Here is an 18778-nt window from a genome sequence, read left to right on the forward strand (position 1 = left end):
CAGGAGATTAATCACCCATGAACAGGGTTCTCCCCCTGCTGGCCCTCTTGCTGCCCTGCTGGGCCACGGCGCTGGCGCCCAGTGACCAGATGCTGCAGCGGGCCCTGACCGAGGGCAAGATCCGCCCCTTCAGCGAGGTGATGAAACAGGCGCGCGCCCTGCCCGGTGAACTGCTGCGGGTCGATCTCAGGGAAGAGGCGCCGGGACGCTGGATCTATGAGCTCAAGCTGCTCGACCGTACCCAGAATGTGATCAAGGTGGGTTATCGGGCCGACAGCTTGCGCATGGTCTATCTAAAGGGACATCATCTGGAACATCTCTTCTTTCCTCCCGCCACCCCCGCCGACGCGCCCTAACCATCAGGTAAACACAGATGCGAATTCTGATTGTCGAAGACGAAAAGACCCTGGCCGCCCAACTGGCCGAACAGCTTAACCAGGCCGGCTTCGTGGCCGACCTCTGCCACGACGGGGTCGAGGCCTCCTTCCTCGGTGCCACCGAGCCCTATGATGCCATCGTGCTCGATCTCGGCCTGCCCGGTCGCGACGGCCTGAGCGTGCTCAAGGAGTGGCGCAGCCAGGGCATGGACAACCCGGTGCTGGTGCTCACCGCCCGGGGTCAGTTGCACGAGAAGATCGAGGGGCTCAACGCCGGGGCCGACGACTACCTCACCAAGCCATTCCAGATGGCCGAGCTGGTGGCCCGGGTCCATGCCCTGGTGCGCCGGGCCGCCGGCAACGCCAGTTCGGTGCTGGAGATCCGCGGGGTGCGCCTCGACATGGCCGCCTCCCAGGTGTGGTATGAGGGCACCCCCATCAAGCTCACCGCCCACGAGTTTCGGGTGCTGGCCTATCTGATGCAGCACAAGGGGCGGGTGGTGTCGCGCAGCGAGCTCATCGACCACATCTATGCCCAGGATTTCGACCGCGACTCCAACACGGTGGAGGTCTTCATCGGCCGGATCCGCAAGAAGACCCACCCAGATCTGATTGAGACGGTGCGAGGCCTCGGCTACCGGATCGACGAATGAGGGTAGTGCGCACCCTGCGCGGTCGCCTGCTGGTGATCGCCCTCATCTGGTGCGGCCTGTTCCTGTTTGCCACCGGTTTCAGCCTGCAGCGGATGCTCACCAACTACTGGCAGCAGGCGGAGGCCGATGGTCTTCGCCTGCAGCTGTTCGATCTGCTCTCCCGTCTCGAGCTGGGCGAAGATGGCTTGCCCATGCTGACCGAGCCCCTGGCCGATCCCCGCTTTCGTCAGCCCTACTCGGGCTTTTACTGGCAGCTCGAGGCCCATGGTCAGGTGGTGGCCAAGTCCCGTTCCCTGTGGGACAGCCAGCTGGTGAGCGAGCGCCTCAGGCCTGCCTTCGGCGACAAGGGGCTGTTTCTCGGCAAGGGGCCGGGGGGAGAGCCGCTGCTGCTGATGACTCGCAGCGTCCTGTTGCCCGGCTCTGATCTTCCCCTGCGCCTGGTGATGGCCAAAGACAGCAGCGTGCTGAACCAGACCCTGAAGAAGACCCGCCTCAGCCTCTTCTTCGGCCTGGGGTTTGCTGCGGCCGGCCTCATCCTGGGCTTTTTGTTCCAGGTGCTCTATGGCCTGCGCCCCCTGCACCTGCTGCGGCGCGAGCTGGCCCGCATCCACCAGGGACATCAGGAGAAGTTCGAGCAGCGCTATCCCCTCGAGATCCAGCCCCTGGTGGAGGACATCAACCGCCTGCTCCACCACTATGGGGAGCTGCTCTCCCGGGCCCGCAGCCACACCGGCAACCTGGCCCACGCCCTCAAGACGCCCCTCTCGATCCTGCGCAACCAGGTGCCGCAGCTGCCGCCGGCCGAGCAGCCGGCCATCACGGAGCAGCTCGACCAGATCCAGCGCCATATCGATTATCACCTCGGCAAGGCCAGGGTGACGGGGGCGGCAAAGGTGCTGGGGGTCTCGACCCCGCTGCGCGCCCGCATCGAGTACATCTGCCGTGCCTTCTCCCGCCTCTATCCGGGGCGCGAGCTGGCCATCGATGTGCCGGCGACCCTGGCGGTGGGAGTCGAGGAGCAGGACTTCGACGAGATGGTGGGCAACCTGCTGGAGAACGCCTACAAGTGGTCGAGCCAGCGGATCCGGGTCTCCACCGCCGAGCTGGGGGGCTGGATCACCCTGCGTATCGAGGATGATGGCCCCGGCATGACCGAGGATCAGATGGCCCGTGCCATCGAACGGGGAGTGCGCCTGGACGAGAAGGTGCCCGGCTCCGGGCTTGGTCTCAACATCGTTTCGGATCTGGCCGAGGCCTACCGTGGCAATCTCATCATGGGCCGGGCCGAGCTGGGCGGGCTGGCGGCTTGCCTCTCCCTGCCCAAGGTGGCGCGGATCGAGCGTTGATCCCGTGGCGCCCTGGCTGGCACAGGGCGCCCCTTTTCTTTATCATTCCCCATCATTTCGGTTTGAAGACCCAATACCATGGCCAGAGCCCTCTCTCTCCAGCTTGCCCAGTTGAATCTGACGGTAGGCTCCATCGAAGAAAACTGTGACAAGATCCTGGCGGCGGCCCAGCGGGCAGATCAGGCGGGTGCCGATCTGCTGGTCTGCTCCGAGCTGGCCCTGACCGGCTATCCGCCCGAGGATCTGTTGCTGCGTCCCGACCTGATGGGGCGCGTCAAGGCGGCCCTGGCCCGGCTGGCCGGCTGGGGGGGCAAGGCGGGCATTCTGGTGGGACACCCCTGGCGCGACGGAGAGCATCTCTATAACGCCGCCTCCCTGTTTGAGCACGGCAAGCTGCTGGCCCGCTACTACAAGCGCGAGCTGCCCAACTACGGGGTGTTCGACGAGAAGCGTTACTTCAGTGCCGGGGAAGAGACCTGTGTGGTGCCGTTTCGCGGCCACCTGCTGGGGCTGCTCATCTGCGAGGACATCTGGCAGCCGGGCCCGGCCCTGGCCACCCGGGAGGCCGGCGCCGAGATCCTGGTGACCATCAACGCTTCCCCCTATGACATGCACAAGCCCTGGCTGCGCCGGGAGCTGTTCAGCGAGCGCTGCGCCGCCACCGGCCTGCCCCTGGTCTACCTCAACCAGGTGTGTGGCCAGGACGAGCTGGTATTCGACGGCTGCTCCAAGGTCTTTAACGGTGCCGGCGAGCTGACCCAGCGGCTGGCCGCCTTCGCCGAGCAAGAGGCGCTGGTGAGTTTTATCGATGGCCAGCCGGTGCCAAGCGGAGAGGTTGACTATGCCCTGCCTCCCCTGGGTGAGGTCTATCAGGCCCTGGTGCTGGCGGTGCGTGACTACGTCAACAAGAACGGTTTCCAGGGCGCCGTGCTCGGCCTCTCCGGCGGCATCGACTCGGCCCTGACCCTGGCCATTGCCGCCGATGCCCTCGGCAAGGAGCGGGTGCAGGCGGTGATGATGCCGTTTCGCTACACCGCCCAGATGAGTGTCGAGGATGCCCGCGAGCAGGCCGAGCGGATGGGGGTCGAGTTCGACATCGTCTCTATCGAGCCCATGTACGAGGCCTTTATGGGCCAGCTCACCCCCATGTTTGAAGGCACGGCGCGCGACACCACCGAAGAGAACCTGCAGGCCCGCTGCCGTGGTGTGCTCTTGATGGCGCTCTCCAACAAGCGTCGCCGCATCGTGCTCACCACCGGCAACAAGAGCGAGATGGCGGTGGGCTATGCCACCCTGTACGGGGACATGGCCGGCGGCTTCGACGTGCTCAAGGATGTGCCCAAGACGCTCGTCTTCAAGCTGTGCGAATACCGCAATTCCATCGAATATGTGATCCCGCAACGGGTCATCGACCGTCCCCCTTCGGCAGAATTGGCGCCGGACCAGGTGGATCAGGACAGCCTGCCCCCCTATGACATCCTCGATGCCATCCTGCTGCGCTATGTGGAGCAGGACGCCTCGGTGGCCGACATGGTGGCCGAGGGCTTCGACGAGGCGGTGGTGCGCAAGGTCATTCGCCTCGTGGATCTCAACGAATACAAACGCCGTCAGGCAGCCGTGGGGCCGCGTATCTCGGCCCGTAACTTTGGTAAGGATCGCCGTTACCCCATCACCTCCGGGTTTGGCAGACAGAACTGGTAAGGAGAAGTCATGAAGAAGATCGAAGCCATCATCAAACCCTTCAAGCTCGACGACGTGCGCGAAGCCCTCGCCGAGATCGGCATCAACGGCATGACCGTCTCCGAGGTGAAGGGGTTCGGCCGCCAGAAGGGCCACACCGAGCTCTATCGCGGGGCCGAGTACATGGTCGACTTTCTGCCCAAGGTGAAGGTGGAGCTGGTGGTGCAGGACGAGGATCTCGACGCCTGCATCGAGGCCATCCAGAACACCGCGCGCACCGGCAAGATTGGTGACGGCAAGATCTTCGTCTGCGACGTGGAGCGGGTGATCCGCATCCGTACCGGTGAAGAGAACGAAGACGCCATCTGATGAGGATGCGCCTTCTCACGGCGGCGGGCCTGCTGCTCGGCCTGACCGCCTGCAGCGCCACGCCACCGGCCCAGCCGGAGAACCTGTGCCAGATCTTTCGGGAGAAACCCGAGTGGCACAAGGCGGCGCTCAGGATGAACGAGAAGTGGGGCACGCCGGTGCAGGTGGTGATGGCCATGATGTATCAGGAGTCCTCCTTCGTGCATGACGCCAAGCCGCCCATGCAATATTTCCTGTTCATCCCCACCGGCCGGGCCAGCTCGGCCTACGGTTATGCTCAGGTGAAAGACGAGACCTGGGCCGACTATCAGAGGGAGACGGGGAACAGCTGGAGCGATCGCGACGACTTTGCCGACGCCATCGACTTCATGGGCTGGTATACCCACAAGGCCCAGCGCCTCAACGGCACCTCCAAGTGGGATGCCTACGGCCAGTACCTCAACTACCACGAGGGGTGGGGCGGCTACCGGCGCGGCTCATACCGCAGCAAGGGGTGGCTGATGCGCACCTCGCGCAAGGTAGAGGCCCGGGCCCAGCGCTACGGCGCCCAATATCGACAATGCAAGGACCAGCTCTCCTCCGGGGGCTGGTTCTGGTAACCAAACCAGGAGTCACAGATGCCATTACTGGACAGTTTCAAAGTTGACCACACCCGCATGGAGGCTCCTGCTGTGCGGGTCGCCAAGACCATGCAGACCCCGCACAAGGACACCATTACCGTGTTCGATCTGCGCTTCTGCCTGCCCAACCAGGAGATCCTCTCCGAGCGCGGCATCCACACCCTGGAGCACCTGTTCGCCGGCTTTATGCGCGATCACCTCAACGGCTCCGATGTCGAGATCATCGACATCTCCCCCATGGGCTGCCGTACCGGTTTCTACATGAGCCTTATCGGCACGCCGAGCGAGCAGAGCGTGGCCGACGCCTGGCAGGCCGCCATGGAGGACGTGCTCAAGGTGGCGGATCAGAAGCAGATCCCCGAGCTCAACGAATACCAGTGCGGGACCTACTCCATGCACTCCCTCGACGAGGCCCAGGCCATCGCCCGCCACGTGCTGGGGCGCGGCATCGGGGTGAACCACAACGAGGAACTGCTGCTGCCGGACGAGAAGCTGCAATCCCTGTAAGGGGCGCCATACGACGAGGGCCGGTCATTGACCGGCCCTCGCTGTTTTCAGTGGCGGATACGCCGGCGCTACATGGCGAGCGGCATCACCCGGTTGCGGCCGAGCTCCTTGGCCTTGTAGAGCAGCTGATCGGCCCGCTCCACCAGATCGTCCCCGTGCTCACGACCGTCAAATTCGGCCACCCCGAACGAGGAGGTGATGTTGTCGACCCGGCGGCCGCTCTTGCGATCGAGCACCGAGAGCTTCTCGGTGGCCCGGCGCAGGCTCTCGGCCAGCTGGCGGGCCAACTGTACCCCCTTGCCCGGCACCAGCAGGGCAAACTCCTCGCCGCCGAAGCGAAACACCTGGGCCCCCTCCTTGCAGCCATCCTTGAGGCGGCGGGCAAAGGCACGCAGCACCTGATCCCCGAGCAGATGGCCATATTCGTCGTTGAAGCCCTTGAAACGATCGATGTCGGCCAGGATGAGGGAGAAGCCCTTGCCACTGCGGCACAGGGCATCGAGTTCGTGGTTGAAGGCGCGGCGATTGGAGAGGCCAGTGAGGGGATCCTCGTTGGCCTGTTTGCGGGTCTCGTCGAGGGCCTTTTTCAGCTCCTTGATCTCCTTCTCGGCATTGCTGATCTGGCCGCGAAAGTGCAAGGTCGCCATGCGGATATCACGGGACTCACGCACCAGCTCGCGCAGTACCCCCATGGTCTCTTCCAGGCTCAGCCCCTCCTCGTCGATCTGCCCCAGCTTGCCAAAGCTCTTGTCGAGCATGTCCTGAAACAGGCCGGTGTCGGTCAGGGCGTCCTGCATGGTCTGGGCTATCTGGGTGGTCATGGAGGCGAGGTTGAACTTGACCGCCTCCAGCTCTTTCTCCTGGGCGCTGGCCAGATGCTGGTGATAGAGGCGCTCGCAGGTGACCTGGGAGCAGGTACCCTGCTGCCTGAGGGCCTCGTCGAGGGCCCGGGTCAGCTCGGGATAGGTGGAGGCCACGTAGTTGTACCAGACGGCATAGTTGGCCGGGGTCGTCGGGATCTGATACTTGGTCATCAGGGGGATGGCCTGTTTGAGATAGCCCGCCGACTGGCTGAAAAGATCCTTGTTCATGGAGACCTGGTCTCTACTCCTGGAAAGTGCCCTCTAGTATGACAGAGGCATAACAGAAACGGCAGGGTGCCTTGCCCCCCTTACTGGGGATATAATGGCCCCGAATCCTACCAGAAGGCCTGCCTATGTCTCATAACGATCCCTTCCTCGAACGCGAGGCCGAGAAATACGAGAATCCCATCGCCAGCCGCGAACTGCTGCTGAAGATCATCGAGGACCACGTGCGTCCCATCTCTCGCGAGGAGATCGCGCGCGAGCTCAAGCTCAAAGACGAGGAGCATCTGGAGGCCCTGCGCCGGCGCCTGCGTGCCATGGAGCGTGACGGCCAGCTGGTCTTCACCCGTAACCAGTGCTATGCCCTGCCCGATCGCCTCAATCTGGTGAAGGGGTACGTGCTCGGCCACAAGGATGGCTTCGGCTTCCTGCGTCCGGATGGGGGTGGGCAGGATCTCTATCTGAACAACCGCGAGATGCAGCGCCTGATGCACGGGGACTATGCCCTGGTGCAGCCGACCGAGATCGACCGCAAGGGTCGCCAGGAGGCGCGTCTGGTGCGCGTGCTCAAGGCGCGCGAGATGGATATCGTCGGGCGCTACTTCGTCGAGAACGGGGTAGGGTTTGTGGTGCCGGACGACAGCCGCATCGGCCAGGACATCCTGATCCCGGAAGGGGAGAACAAGGGGGCGCGCCAGAGCCAGGTGGTGGTGGTGCGTCTGACCCAGCGTCCGACCGGCCGCCTCAACGCCCTCGGCACCGTGCTCGAGGTGCTTGGCGAGAACATGGCGCCGGGCATGGAGATCGAGATCGCCCTGCGCAACCACGGCATCCCCCATACCTGGCCGGAGGCGGTCACCCAGGAGATCGTCAACCTCACCGACGAGGTGCCCGAGAAGGCCAAGCTGGGCCGGGTCGACCTGCGTACCCTGCCCCTTGTCACCATCGACGGGGAAGATGCCCGCGACTTTGACGACGCCGTCTTCTGCGAGAAGAAAAAATCCGGCGGCTGGCGCCTCTGGGTCGCCATCGCCGACGTCTCGGCCTATGTGAAGCCGGGCACCGCCCTGGATGCCGAGGCCTATCAGCGCGGCAACTCGGTCTACTTCCCCGAGTTCGTGGTGCCCATGCTGCCCGAGGTGCTCTCCAACGGCCTCTGCTCCCTCAACCCGCAGGTGGATCGCCTCTGCATGGTGTGCGAGATGACCATCTCCGCCAGCGGTCGCATGTCCGGCTACACCTTCTACGAGGCGGTGATGAACTCCCACGCCCGGATGACCTACACCAAGGTGGCGGCCATTCTGGACGGGGATCCCAAGCTGCGTCAGCAGTACGAGCCGCTGGTGGGTCACCTCGAGGAGCTGAGCCACCTCTACAAGGCGCTCAAGCACGCCCGCCACCTGCGCGGTGCCGTGGAGTTCGAGAGCGAAGAGACCCGCTTCATCTTCAACGCCGAGCGCAAGATCGACCGCATCGTGCCCCTGGTGCGCAACGACGCCCACAAGATCATCGAAGAGTGCATGATCCAGGCGAACGTGGCCGCCGCCCGCTTCATCGAGAAGCACGAGGCCGCCGCCCTGTTCCGGGTGCACGACCGTCCGGGCGAAGAGCGCCTGACCGGTTTCCGCCAGTTCCTCGCCGAGCTGGGACTGGAGCTCAAGGGGGGGCTCGAGCCCGAGCCGCGCGACTTTGCCGAGCTGGCCGACAAGTTCGAGGGGCGCCCGGATGCGGAGCTGCTCTCCACCATGCTGCTGCGCTCCATGCGCCAGGCCATCTATCAGGCCGACAACATAGGTCACTTCGGCCTGGCCCTGAAGTCCTACGCCCACTTCACCTCGCCGATCCGCCGCTATCCGGATCTGATCCTGCACCGGGCCATCAAGTACCAGCTGGCCAAGGCCCAGGGCAATCCCCGCCACAAGTGGACCCCGAGCGGTGGCTATCACTACAGCCAGGACGAGATGGACCCCATGGGGGAGCACTGCTCCCTGACCGAGCGCCGTGCCGACGACGCCACCCGCGACGTGGCCGACTGGCTCAAGTGCGAGTACATGCAGGACCACGTGGGTGACGAGTTCGACGGCGTCATCGCCAGCGTCACCGGCTTTGGCTTCTTCGTGCGTCTGGCCGAGATCCACATCGACGGCCTGGTCCACGTCAGCACCCTGACCAACGACTACTACCAGTTCGACCCCATTCACCAGCAGCTGATCGGCGAGAACTTCCGCCGCCGCTACCGCCTCGGTGACAAGGTGCGGGTCAAGGTGATGGGGGTGAGCCTGGACGATCGCAAGATCGACTTCGTGATGGTCGAGGAGCCCCTCAAGATGACCGGCAAGGGCGCCAAGCAGGCGGTGCGCAAGATGGCCGACATCAAGAAAGAGAAGGCCAAGACCGAGCGTCGCCGCGACAAGCGCAAGGCCGAGGGCAAGGAGAAGAAGAGCGGTGGCAGCGCCAAGCCGAGCAACCGCCGCCCCGGCAAGCGCGCCCGCGACAAGGCCAAGGGGTAACCCATGGCGTGGGTCTGGTGACCCCTGCCTTGGCCGTGAGGGGCTGATGGCCCCGGGTTATCTCCCTCAAAGCCAGACCGCCCCTTGAGAGCAAAAAAATCCGAACCCTGTTACCGGGGTTCGGATTTTTTATGGTCAGCGAAAAGGGGGGCTCAGCCCTCGGCGGAGCTCGGCCAAGCTCCGTGCCTATGGCGAGCATCTTGATGCGACTGCGCCGCATGGGGCGCGAAGGCGTTTCGCCAGCCCTTCGGGCTATGGCGAGTGACTTTTCTTTGCGTGGCCAAAGAAAAGTCACCAATCGAGCGGCCAACCCCGCTGATTCGCTCTCCTGCGTCGAGTCCCCTCGCCACCGCCACGATGCCGACGGGCCTTTGGTCTACGCCATCCATGGCTTCGACCCAAGCCCGCTTCGAACATCCTTGTTCTCGCGCCAAATCGGGGTCGAGCAGTGCTCGCCCTGATCCGAATTGGCCCTTGGCCCGCCGCAGCTCGCTCGACATCCCTGTCTCGCGGCCTGGCAGCGTGCCTTCGTCTCGGCGCATCAGAGGGGGAACCAATACCGTGCCCGACTGTGACTGGGTTGGCAGGTTGCTGGTCTGTTGGCCGCTACGCGGCACTCAAAATGGTGGGTGTCCCATTTTCACATTTTCACACACCCGTCATCCCTGACGGCACTACTGACCCGCTCAACTCGCCTCGGCGACTTACAGGGGGAGCCAATATCGTGCCTGACTGTGACTGGGTTGGCAGGTTACGGGTCTGTGGGCCGCTACGCGGCGCTCAAAATGGTGGGTGTCACATTTTCGCGCTTCACATTTTCGCGCTTTGATAACCATGTTGGTCTCAGAATAGCTATCGTGATTTTTATTCAAATCGCTGTTCTTGCTCCATATCATCCCGTTGCTCTCGTTCTTTCTGGCGCTCAATTAGCTGAACCAAGTTTGCAGAGACTGTTTGAGCCGCAGTCGAAATATCTGCTCTTTCATGTTCAACCAACTTATGAATTGCCTCCGCTCTGGACTGCATTACTTTTGCTCGGCTACCAGACCAAGATGAAGGGGTGACACGCTCGGCGAATATTTCCAAAACAACAGCAGTGTTAGGAGATGACTCAAGCAGCCTGAGGGCTAACTCTGACATCCTGAGTCCTTCAATCTCGTCATTCTTTTCCCACAAGTTAATGCTTGCTGCAATAACTACCCATACGTGGGGCTTATTTTTGGCACAACACCACGGAATCAGAAAATCCATATTAATATGGGCAAGAGGTGAGAATCGTAAGTCTCTATTACAAATAAAAAAACGCCGTCGTTCTTGTTGCTCTTCAGTGCATTCAAAGACTCTATTTAAAAATGCTTCTGGCATCAGCGCAGCTGTTGTCTCAATGGCACTTTCATATGAATGAACGTAACCATAGTGCAGATCAACAACAGCAAAAATCGCGTCCAACCACTCCTGTTTTTCTGGCTCATTGCCATCGAAACGTAATGCAGCATTGATGACGCACTCCATGTTGTAACCATCCCCCCCATAGGAATCACAATGATCCTTTGGCAGACTCAGCCTCGCAGCTTTAAGACCTATTTGTCGAAAATCAGGGCCAAGCTTGTCCGCGGTCCCTTCTTCACCGTGTAACCGCATACTTAGCGCACGCAGCACCACATCACTACCTCCCGGTTTACTCAGGAGCCGCATCGCAAGATCGAGTAGTCGGCCTCTGGATAAATCCCCATATTCATCCCACCATAGGATTGATTCATACATACTCGGGTGAATATCAGGGTCATCCATAATCGCCATACAACGATCCAGGTCGGCTTCTGTGAAGCTCCTTCGAGGATGCAGCTCAACCAAACCGTGTCGAAGTTGAGGATGTTGTGCACACTGATCAAGTAATGCCTTTGCAAGAGCTGGCTCGATACGGTCAACTTCTTCGATAAAGCCCTCAAACACTGACAAATTTTTATGTCCTGCAGGCTGTAGATCAAGATACTCAACAAGTTTTAGCCAAGCGGAATATAAATCCAGCCCCCCCTTGGCCAAACCTCCCCCGAATGCTGCACGGTAAGGCATGTAGTCATTAGAAAATAGGTTAGGTCCCAGCTCATCGAGCTCATGACTTGAGACAGCAAACCCCTCACCCAATTGAAATGCCTTGGTTTTAAGCCGCCTTTCAGCTTCCTGATATTTGTTATGATCGTCGTGATCAAAATCAGCATCCAGCGTCCAAGGACCATGTGCTCTGCTGAGCACATACATCATGATTGTCGGAAGCAAATCATGAGGTTCCAGCTCTTTCTCCAGTACAATAAGGGAATCTGCTATGAGCTCAACATTATTCGTTTTTTTGCTCTTGGTATGATGATGGAAATAGATCATCGTACGAATGGCTTTCCAACCTTCGCCCCAAGGATGATGTTCATGTAATTTTCGAGCAGCATCGATAAGCTTTTCCCTTATCGCTGACTGGCCCCACATCCCTCGAAATGTATTCGCCATGATCTGCCGCGTGGGGACTTCAATAGCGGGATCGCCAGAGGTGCCCAACTGTACGGCCACATCGATAAAAGTAGTGCGCCATTCTACAAGTTCATCATGACTAGGGTGAAGTCCATAGTCTCTCGGTCGAGCACCAAATGGATTAACTCCAAAGCCAGTCCAGCGATCCTCAAGGGCTGTGGAAAGCATCTTGAAACCCAATGATTTACGTCTAGGAACATCCGATGAAAAACATTCATTCATAATGGCAATGCGTTGTTCTAAAGTAGCGTGCGTTCCGGATAGATATGTTTGAAAAAAATTCGTTATCTGCCTTGTTAGCGAGTTGTTACCATCGTTCTCCTTCTCATAATCGGCTAAATTAATGAGAAGTCTGATACACCGTTCGAAGGCGTTTGCTTCATAAGCCAATAAACATAATAGATTAATAATTGACGTTCTTCTTGAATTGTAACCTGGCTTCATACCCATAAAACCAGAGGAAACAAGTACAGTCTCAATCCTATCGAGAAGAATTTCTGGAGAAACAGGTGCAATATAATCCAGCATTCGTGCCGATATATCGTCCAATGTAGTTATTCGCCCTAATAATCCATCAGGCTCAAGCCAATTCTCCACAATCTCTTTCGCCACAGAATGATCGTGCAACAGCCCTAACCTGTGTGCAAATGACATGAGTAAGCGTTGGTTGCCATGAATTTCAAAAATCGCTCTTAGTTGATTAACCGGGATACAATTCAGTGCCGATGACGCCAGCCTGTTGGCAATTGCATGAGGCAAAATGGCCCGCCAATGAGCCCTCTTCTGTACGATATGGCGTTCTGACAACCTGCTTGTTGCTCGGAATAACTGGCTTACGGAATGCCCCGAGATAGATCCCAACACCTCCAGTTCGTTTTGCCCTTCCTCAACCGATGAAACTGAAAAAGAATAGACCAGAGACAATATTTCAGCTTGCTCCCGTAAACCATCATCCGGATTGTTTCGCTGTTCGAACAAACGGTTAAATAACTGTGCATCTGAAAGCTGGGCCAGACTTTCACCTTCCTCCACTCTCTCAGCAATAGCCAAGGAAACGCGTGCATTACCATCAGAAAACTCTGCTATTCGGCGGGCGTTGTTCCGACCGATATTGGGAAAACGACAGAGAATAAGCTGCTCGGCAACCTCTGGCCCCACCGCTTCAATCTGGATGACCTCTGTGGTCTGAGGCTTGTCATCTTTAATGTCATACTCAACAGTAATAAGGCTGACCGTACTATTGGCTGCTACTTTACTGGCTAGAAGTGTGTGCAATTCAGAAGGGCAATTATCAAGGATCATAATGGCCCGTCGCCCCTCAGCAATCAGTCGTTCCAGCATTGCTGTTGCAGAGGGATCTGGGTTTTCACCTGTATCAACATAAACTGCGATAGTCCGATCGAGCGCATCTGCTCCGACCGTTTCATCGAAAAGAGCCTGTACAATTCGGGTCTTTCCAACACCGGATAATCCCGTAATGCGGACAGCTTTATTGGTTGAACGAACCAGATCACGCATTGGCCCGATAGCGTCCTGAATGGCTAGCTGTTGTCCTTTTCCTGATGGCAGAGAAATTATCACCCCTGGTGCTGAAATCAAGGTATCTTCTGACCCCTGAGGCGGATTGCTCCAAGCCCCATATGGCTTCCACCCAGAATATCCCTGACCGAGTATTTTTTTGGCCCAGAGCATGACTGACGGGTGCTGCCGCAACCATTGCGCCAGTTTCGAGCGGTCGTAAAAATCCAAGTGAATATTGGAGTGGTTAGGTTCACCCGCTACCGCATACTGCATTGCTTGCAGGCGATCAACTTTCATAAGAGGAGAACAATCATCATCTAAGCTGACGATGATATAGCTCCCTCCCTTTGCCACTTGCTCAGAGATCGTCGGTGATAATGCCCCATCAGTAGTCATTTCTGAGGTTATCGCAGCCCTCGGCATTGTATGCTTTTTGGCTTGAAAAATCGTATCAGGTCTTTCAATAAAGCCCGTGCTCATTTGCTCGACCGGTACTTTAACGTGCACATCGATACCGCCATCGGGAGCATTTATAGAGCCTGACCAGTGTACATAGGCAGGGCTATGACCATGGGCTGCAATTTCCGCCTCGGCAAGGCGCGCTATTAACTCTTCAAGTTGGGTATCAGAGAGCCGGAGTAAGTTGTCTTTTTCAATATCAAAAATGGCCACAGTGCCCTCTGATGTGCTCGAAGCATGACTCGAATATGGTATTCGTATATAAATCAACAATCTACTTTTAGGCCCCTACATTGGGACACCGATCATTCTGAGCGCAGAAAGATTCTGGGACACCCACCGTTTTGAGCGCCGCGTGGCGAGCTCACTTGGCTACTGTCGGGCACGGTATTGGTCCCCCCTGCAATCCGCCGAGGGGAGGGCGCAAGGTCAGGAGCGCCATCAGGGATGATGGCGCAGCCGCAGCGGGGCAGGGATGCCCCATCTGCGGCGGTCCGCCCGACCTGGTGCCTGACCCGAGGGCAACCGCGTAGCGGNNCAGGGCGGGCGAAACCCCTTCTAGGGCAGCGCCCTCGCGTGCAGGGTGCCCGTCATAGGTCAGGAGCTTGACCGGAAAATTCTGGGAAAATTCTGGGACACCCACCGTTTTGAGCGCCGCGTGGCGAGCCCACTTGGCTGCTGTCGGGCACGGTATTGGCTCCCCCTTCAATCCGCCGAGGGGAGGAAGCAAGGTCAGGAGCGCCATCAGGGATGATGGCGCAGCCGCAGCGGGGCAGGGATGCCCCATCTGCGGCGGTCCGTCCGACCTGGTGACCGACCCGAGGGCAACCGCGTAGCGGCCGGATTGGCGGGGTTGGCCTTTCTTTTGGTGACTTTTCTTTGGCCACGCAAAGAAAAGTCACTCGCCACAGCCCGCAGGGCGGGCGAAACCCCTATGCGGCGTAGTCGCATCCCATTCATCCGGTGCAATGCGTCGCGCTTATTGCACCCTACCCTGATGCGGCGCAGCCGCATCAAGAGCCGAGCCATAGGCCAGGAGCTTGACCGAGCTCCTCCGGATGGGCGGGCGAAACCCCGCATAGCGGCAATCCCGCAGGGATTGGGATGCTTGGCATAGGCGAAGGAGTTTGGCTGAACTCCCTCGCGACGGGTGTCTCTGGTATGATGCCCCATCATTATTTCGCGACCGGTGACGCCGCCACTTTAATGGCGGTCAGGTTGCCGGTAGGGCCATTTTCCCCCGGGGCGCATTCATGCGACCCGACACCACGGATTTTGAACATGAGCAGTGAACTGATTTACGGCATCCACGCGGTGGCCGCCCTTCTCGAGCGCGAGCCGGAGCGTTTTATCGAGGTGTGGGCCCTCAAGGGGCGTGAAGACGAGCGCCTGCTGCCCCTGCTGACCGAGCTGGAAGGGCTCGGCATCCGGGTCCAGCCGGTGGGTCGCAAGGCCCTCGATGAGAAGAGCGAAGGCAATAACCACCAGGGGATCATGGCCCGGGTCAAGGAGGCGCCGCGTCTGTCCGAGCACGATCTCGCCACCCTGCTCGACGAGCTCTCTGCCACGGCCGAGGCCCCCTTCCTGCTGGTGCTGGACGGGGTGACCGATCCCCACAACCTGGGCGCCTGCCTGCGCAGTGCCGACGCCGCCGGGGTGCACGCCGTGGTGGTGCCCAAAGACAAGGCGACCGGGCTGACCCCGATCGTGCGCAAGGTAGCCTGCGGCGCCGCCGAGGTGATCCCGCTTATCCAGGTGACCAACCTGGCGCGCACCCTGCGCGAGCTGCAAGAGCGCGGCGTCTGGATCGTCGGCACCGCCGGCGAGGCGGACCACGATCTCTATCAGGCCAAGCTCACCGGCCCCATGGCCCTGGTGATGGGCGCCGAGGGCAAGGGAATGCGCCGCCTGACCCGGGAGCACTGCGACGAGCTGGTCAGCATTCCCATGGCGGGGGCCGTCTCCAGCCTTAACGTCTCGGTGGCCACCGGCGTCTGCCTGTTCGAGGCGGTGCGTCAGCGTCGCGGCTAATCCCCGATGATCGATCGCTCCCCCTTCGATTGGCTGCGGGTCTCGGATCAACAGGAGGCCGCGCGCCTCCTCTCGTTTGCCCGTCCCCAGGTGCTCCCCGCCAAGTCCTGCCTCTGGCACGCCGGGGAGCGCCCGGATCTGTTGGTGCGGGTGGAGCAGGGCTTGCTGCGGGCTCGGGTCGAGCTGGCCGACGGGCGCGAGTACATCAAGGAGTTCTACTGGGAGGGGGATGAGTTTGTCGATTTTCACCACCTGCTCAGCGGTGAACCCGCCCGCTACAGCGTGGAGGCGCTGGAGCCCTGCCGGTTACAGCTGTTTCGGATCAGCGAGTTGCGCCGGCTGCCCCTTTGGGGCACCTGGTACCAGCATCTGCTCGAGGTGCAACTGCGCATCAAGGAGGAGAAGGAGTTGCTGCTGCTGACCGCCGGCCCAGAGGCCCGTTATCGCCACTTTCTCACCCACTATGCCCCCCTCGATGCCCGCCTGCCCGATCACCAGATCGCCGCCTACCTCGGCATCACCCCCATCAGCCTGAGCCGGATCCGCAGACGATTGAAATCCCTTAACCAAGGTTAATGTGTCCACCGTTTGTCCCGCTTATCCTGAGATCCCATCTGATAAGGAGTCGATGATGAACTGGAACCTGAAATCCTGGAGTGAACTCTCCACCGATGAGCTGTATGACCTGCTGGTCCTGCGGACCCAAGTGTTCGTCGTCGAGCAGACCTGTCCCTTCCAGGATCTGGACGGGCTGGATCGCCAGGATGGCGTGTATCACCTGCTCGGCTGGCAGGGAGAGACGCTGGCGGCCTATGCCCGTATCATGGCGCCCGGTGTGGCCGATGAGCAGGGGGCCGTTATCGGCCGGGTGGTCACGGCGCCGGCCTGCCGGGGTGGCGGTCTGGGTCATCGGCTGATCGCCGAGGCGGTGCAGGTGTGTGAGACGCACTGGCCCGCGCACTCCATCTGGCTCGGCGCCCAGGCTCATCTCCAGGGCTTCTATGGCCGCCACGGCTTCGTGCCGGAAGGGGCCGAATATCTTGAGGATGACATTCCTCATATGGGCATGCGCAGGGGGTGAGTGTCAGGGGTGGGCCGGCTCCCCCTTCGTCCCTTGGTTGGCAAACAGGGTGAGCAGCCTCTGTTGCATCTGTCGCCAACGGCCGCTTAGCATCAGCCGCTGCTGGGCCTCTTCCAGTTGCCGGGCTGCCGGCTCCAGATCCCGTCTCAGATAGAGAAAGTAGTCGAGGCGAGCGAGCCGGTGCCCCTGCTCCCCCCCTCTCTCCTCGGCCCCGGGCCAAAATTGGATCAGCCACTGGATTCGCCCCCGCCTGAGCATCAACTCCCCCTGCTCCTGATCGTTGAGCCAGGTGATCTGCTGCGCCGGGAGTTGCCGGCGGCACCAAAGGGAGCCGCGCAGGCAGCCATATTGATCGCCCTCGGCCGGCGGCCAGCTGCCGCTGCCGATGGCATAGACCCTGACGGTGCCAATGGGGGCACCGACCGGTTTCAGCGCGGGGTGCGCACTCTCATAACCGCTTATTCTGACCAGCTCGCCATCGATCTCATCGCTGCCCTCGATCAGGCGCTCGCAACGGGCCGGCGTGCAGGGGGTGAGCGCATATTCCAGCCCTGCGGCCTCGAGCCACTCCTGATAGAAGGGGGTGAGCAGGGGTTGGTAGTGGGCGATCACCAGCAGTTGCAGGGGTCGGGCCCCGACCAGCAGCGGTAGCCAAAAGAGCGCGATCACCAGCATGCCTCTGTTCATCCTCTGCCATCCTGTACCGCCCTGATGAGAGGAGTGTAGTCGCGGCCGTCGGGCCGGCTACTCTGCCTTCCCCCTGCTGGCCAGGGAGTCGGAGGGCTGCAGGACACACTCCAGTGCATCCCGCTTGTTGCGCTCGCTGTAGCTGATCCCCGGGGGCGTCATGGCCCGGGAGAGGCTGATGTCGATCACCTTGTCTCCCCTCTGTGCCCGGTAGGCATAAGCCGTGAAGGCGTGCACGATCGCCATCTTGTCGTTGATATAGACCCGGCCATCGCGGGCCCATACCCGGGTATGGGGGGCGCAGAGGGCATCGAAATTCGGAATGGCGGCCATGCCCGGTGCCATGGTGAGGGCTGCGAGCATGACCAGAGGGGGGAGCCTGACGCTGTGATTCATGGTGTCCTGCTGAGGAGAGAAAGGGGTGCAAACGTGTGGGCAAGCTACCCCCTGCGCTCCCTGGCAGGCAGTGAAATAAAATGAAAAGTTATGTGGCCCTGTTCGAGATCATTCTGTTTTTAATCAGTATGTTAGTTATTTTGTTCGCCCATTTGGAGGCCGCCGGCCGGGGAGAGGGCGGCGGGGATCGGCCAGATGCGATCGTAGGCCCAGGTGAAGAGGATGATATAGACCAGATAGAAGCCGACGAAGCCGAGATCCAGGGCCAGCGCCTGCCACCATCCCATATCGAGCCAGAGCATGACGCAGGGCAGGGAAAAGGCCATGAAGCTGGCCTCATACCCAAGGGCGTGCAGCACCCGATCCCGTGGCCGCTTGTCGGTGCGCCCGCACCAGCGCAACAGGGCCTTGTCGAACAGCAGGTTCCAGCCATAGGTCCAACCGGTGGCGACCACGGAGAAGAAGATGGCGAGGCTGCCGACGGCGGCCACCTCTTTGTCGAATACCCGGCTGATGAGGGGGGAGACGAGGGCCAGACCGATCGCCTCGTAGAGAAACAGATAACGCAGGCGATCGCCCGTGCTGCGCAGTTGGGTGCTCATGATACTCCTCCTGTGGGAGGGGCATTCTAGTGAGCGGATGGTTAAAAGAGAAGCGATGTTCAAAAAAGAGGCGGGGGCGAGCCCCCGCCGACTATTGACCGAGCAGCCTGAGTGCCTCGGCCAGTTTTTCCACCGAACCCTGGTGATCCCCCTGCTTGTGCAGGGTCTCACCCTCGGCGCGCAGCGCCTTCACCCTGGCCAGCGCCTCCTGGCTCAGGGGTGGCTTTTGGGCCAGCAGTTCGTCGATCTTCTTCATGTCGGCCGGGCAGTGAAATGCCAGGGCCGGGGCCGCCAGCAGCAGGGCCAACAGGGTCATCCAACGCTTCATCGCTCA

17 protein-coding genes are annotated in these 18778 nt (G+C 60.5%); 11 read left to right on the forward strand and 6 right to left on the reverse strand.

What is annotated here, in order from left to right:
• The first annotated feature begins 17 nt into the window (after positions 1 to 17).
• From BN1133_RS10640 to luxS, 7 genes are all read left to right on the forward strand, one after another.
• Positions 18 to 356, forward strand: coding sequence for a PepSY domain-containing protein (locus tag BN1133_RS10640; RefSeq protein ID WP_050666509.1), 339 nt, complete (start codon positions 18 to 20; stop codon positions 354 to 356).
• Between the two features lie 17 nt (positions 357 to 373).
• On the forward strand, positions 374 to 1030 hold the full coding sequence (locus BN1133_RS10645; RefSeq protein ID WP_050666510.1) for an AHA_4052 family stress response regulator transcription factor: 657 nt from the start codon (positions 374 to 376) through the stop codon (positions 1028 to 1030).
• The gene (locus tag BN1133_RS10650; protein ID WP_050666511.1) at positions 1027 to 2376 is read left to right on the forward strand and encodes an ATP-binding protein; all 1350 of its coding nucleotides are present in this window, start codon (positions 1027 to 1029) and stop codon (positions 2374 to 2376) included. Before BN1133_RS10645 ends, BN1133_RS10650 begins: the two co-directional genes overlap by 4 nt.
• A gap of 78 nt (positions 2377 to 2454) precedes the next feature.
• Positions 2455 to 4077 carry an NAD+ synthase gene (locus BN1133_RS10655; protein ID WP_050666512.1) on the forward strand — a complete coding sequence of 541 codons (1623 nt, stop codon included), beginning with the start codon at positions 2455 to 2457 and terminating at the stop codon, positions 4075 to 4077.
• A 9-nt stretch (positions 4078 to 4086) separates the two neighbouring features.
• Positions 4087 to 4425, forward strand: a complete 339-nt coding sequence (glnB, locus tag BN1133_RS10660) for a nitrogen regulatory protein P-II (RefSeq protein ID WP_005358847.1) — start codon at positions 4087 to 4089, stop codon at positions 4423 to 4425.
• Positions 4426 to 4430: 5 nt separating this feature from the next.
• Positions 4431 to 5024, forward strand: coding sequence for a transglycosylase SLT domain-containing protein (locus BN1133_RS10665; protein WP_050666739.1), 594 nt, complete (start codon positions 4431 to 4433; stop codon positions 5022 to 5024).
• An 18-nt stretch (positions 5025 to 5042) separates the two neighbouring features.
• On the forward strand, positions 5043 to 5552 hold the full coding sequence (luxS, locus tag BN1133_RS10670; RefSeq protein ID WP_050666513.1) for an S-ribosylhomocysteine lyase: 510 nt from the start codon (positions 5043 to 5045) through the stop codon (positions 5550 to 5552).
• Between the two features lie 68 nt (positions 5553 to 5620).
• On the opposite strand, the gene BN1133_RS10675 is transcribed toward luxS, so the two are convergent.
• The gene (locus BN1133_RS10675; RefSeq protein WP_050666514.1) at positions 5621 to 6643 is read right to left on the reverse strand and encodes a GGDEF domain-containing protein; all 1023 of its coding nucleotides are present in this window, start codon (positions 6641 to 6643) and stop codon (positions 5621 to 5623) included.
• Positions 6644 to 6768: 125 nt separating this feature from the next.
• On the opposite strand from BN1133_RS10675, the gene rnr reads away from it, so the two are divergent.
• The gene (gene rnr / locus BN1133_RS10680) at positions 6769 to 9147 is read left to right on the forward strand and encodes a ribonuclease R (RefSeq protein ID WP_050666515.1); all 2379 of its coding nucleotides are present in this window, start codon (positions 6769 to 6771) and stop codon (positions 9145 to 9147) included.
• An 864-nt stretch (positions 9148 to 10011) separates the two neighbouring features.
• Here the strand turns inward: rnr and BN1133_RS19715 are convergent.
• Positions 10012 to 13917: a hypothetical protein gene (locus tag BN1133_RS19715; RefSeq protein WP_197273671.1), complete on the reverse strand. Its 3906-nt coding sequence runs from the start codon at positions 13915 to 13917 to the stop codon at positions 10012 to 10014.
• Positions 13918 to 14928: 1011 nt separating this feature from the next.
• On the opposite strand from BN1133_RS19715, the gene rlmB reads away from it, so the two are divergent.
• The 3 genes from rlmB to BN1133_RS10705 are packed head-to-tail and all read left to right on the forward strand — an operon-like array spanning position 14929 to position 16759.
• Positions 14929 to 15678: a 23S rRNA (guanosine(2251)-2'-O)-methyltransferase RlmB gene (rlmB, locus tag BN1133_RS10695; RefSeq protein ID WP_050666518.1), complete on the forward strand. Its 750-nt coding sequence runs from the start codon at positions 14929 to 14931 to the stop codon at positions 15676 to 15678.
• 9 nt (positions 15679 to 15687) lie between these two features.
• Positions 15688 to 16254: a Crp/Fnr family transcriptional regulator gene (locus BN1133_RS10700; protein WP_050666740.1), complete on the forward strand. Its 567-nt coding sequence runs from the start codon at positions 15688 to 15690 to the stop codon at positions 16252 to 16254.
• 55 nt (positions 16255 to 16309) lie between these two features.
• Positions 16310 to 16759, forward strand: a complete 450-nt coding sequence (locus tag BN1133_RS10705; RefSeq protein ID WP_050666519.1) for a GNAT family N-acetyltransferase — start codon at positions 16310 to 16312, stop codon at positions 16757 to 16759.
• 3 nt (positions 16760 to 16762) lie between these two features.
• Here BN1133_RS10705 and BN1133_RS10710 read toward each other — a convergent pair whose 3' ends face one another.
• The 4 genes from BN1133_RS10710 to BN1133_RS10725 form a co-directional block, all read right to left on the reverse strand.
• Complete coding sequence (locus BN1133_RS10710) at positions 16763 to 17446, reverse strand: hypothetical protein (protein ID WP_050666520.1); 684 nt, start codon at positions 17444 to 17446, stop codon at positions 16763 to 16765.
• Positions 17447 to 17503: 57 nt separating this feature from the next.
• Positions 17504 to 17842 carry a hypothetical protein gene (locus BN1133_RS10715; protein ID WP_136614194.1) on the reverse strand — a complete coding sequence of 113 codons (339 nt, stop codon included), beginning with the start codon at positions 17840 to 17842 and terminating at the stop codon, positions 17504 to 17506.
• 131 nt (positions 17843 to 17973) lie between these two features.
• Positions 17974 to 18444 (reverse strand): PACE efflux transporter, encoded by a 471-nt coding sequence (locus tag BN1133_RS10720; RefSeq protein WP_224162234.1) that lies wholly within the window; start codon positions 18442 to 18444, stop codon positions 17974 to 17976.
• A 91-nt stretch (positions 18445 to 18535) separates the two neighbouring features.
• Positions 18536 to 18772, reverse strand: coding sequence for a hypothetical protein (locus BN1133_RS10725; RefSeq protein ID WP_050666522.1), 237 nt, complete (start codon positions 18770 to 18772; stop codon positions 18536 to 18538).
• Positions 18773 to 18778: the final 6 nt, after the last annotated feature.

Origin of the sequence: Aeromonas schubertii, from assembly GCF_000820105.1 — a bacterium.
Taxonomy (GTDB): Bacteria; Pseudomonadota; Gammaproteobacteria; order Enterobacterales; family Aeromonadaceae; genus Aeromonas; species Aeromonas schubertii.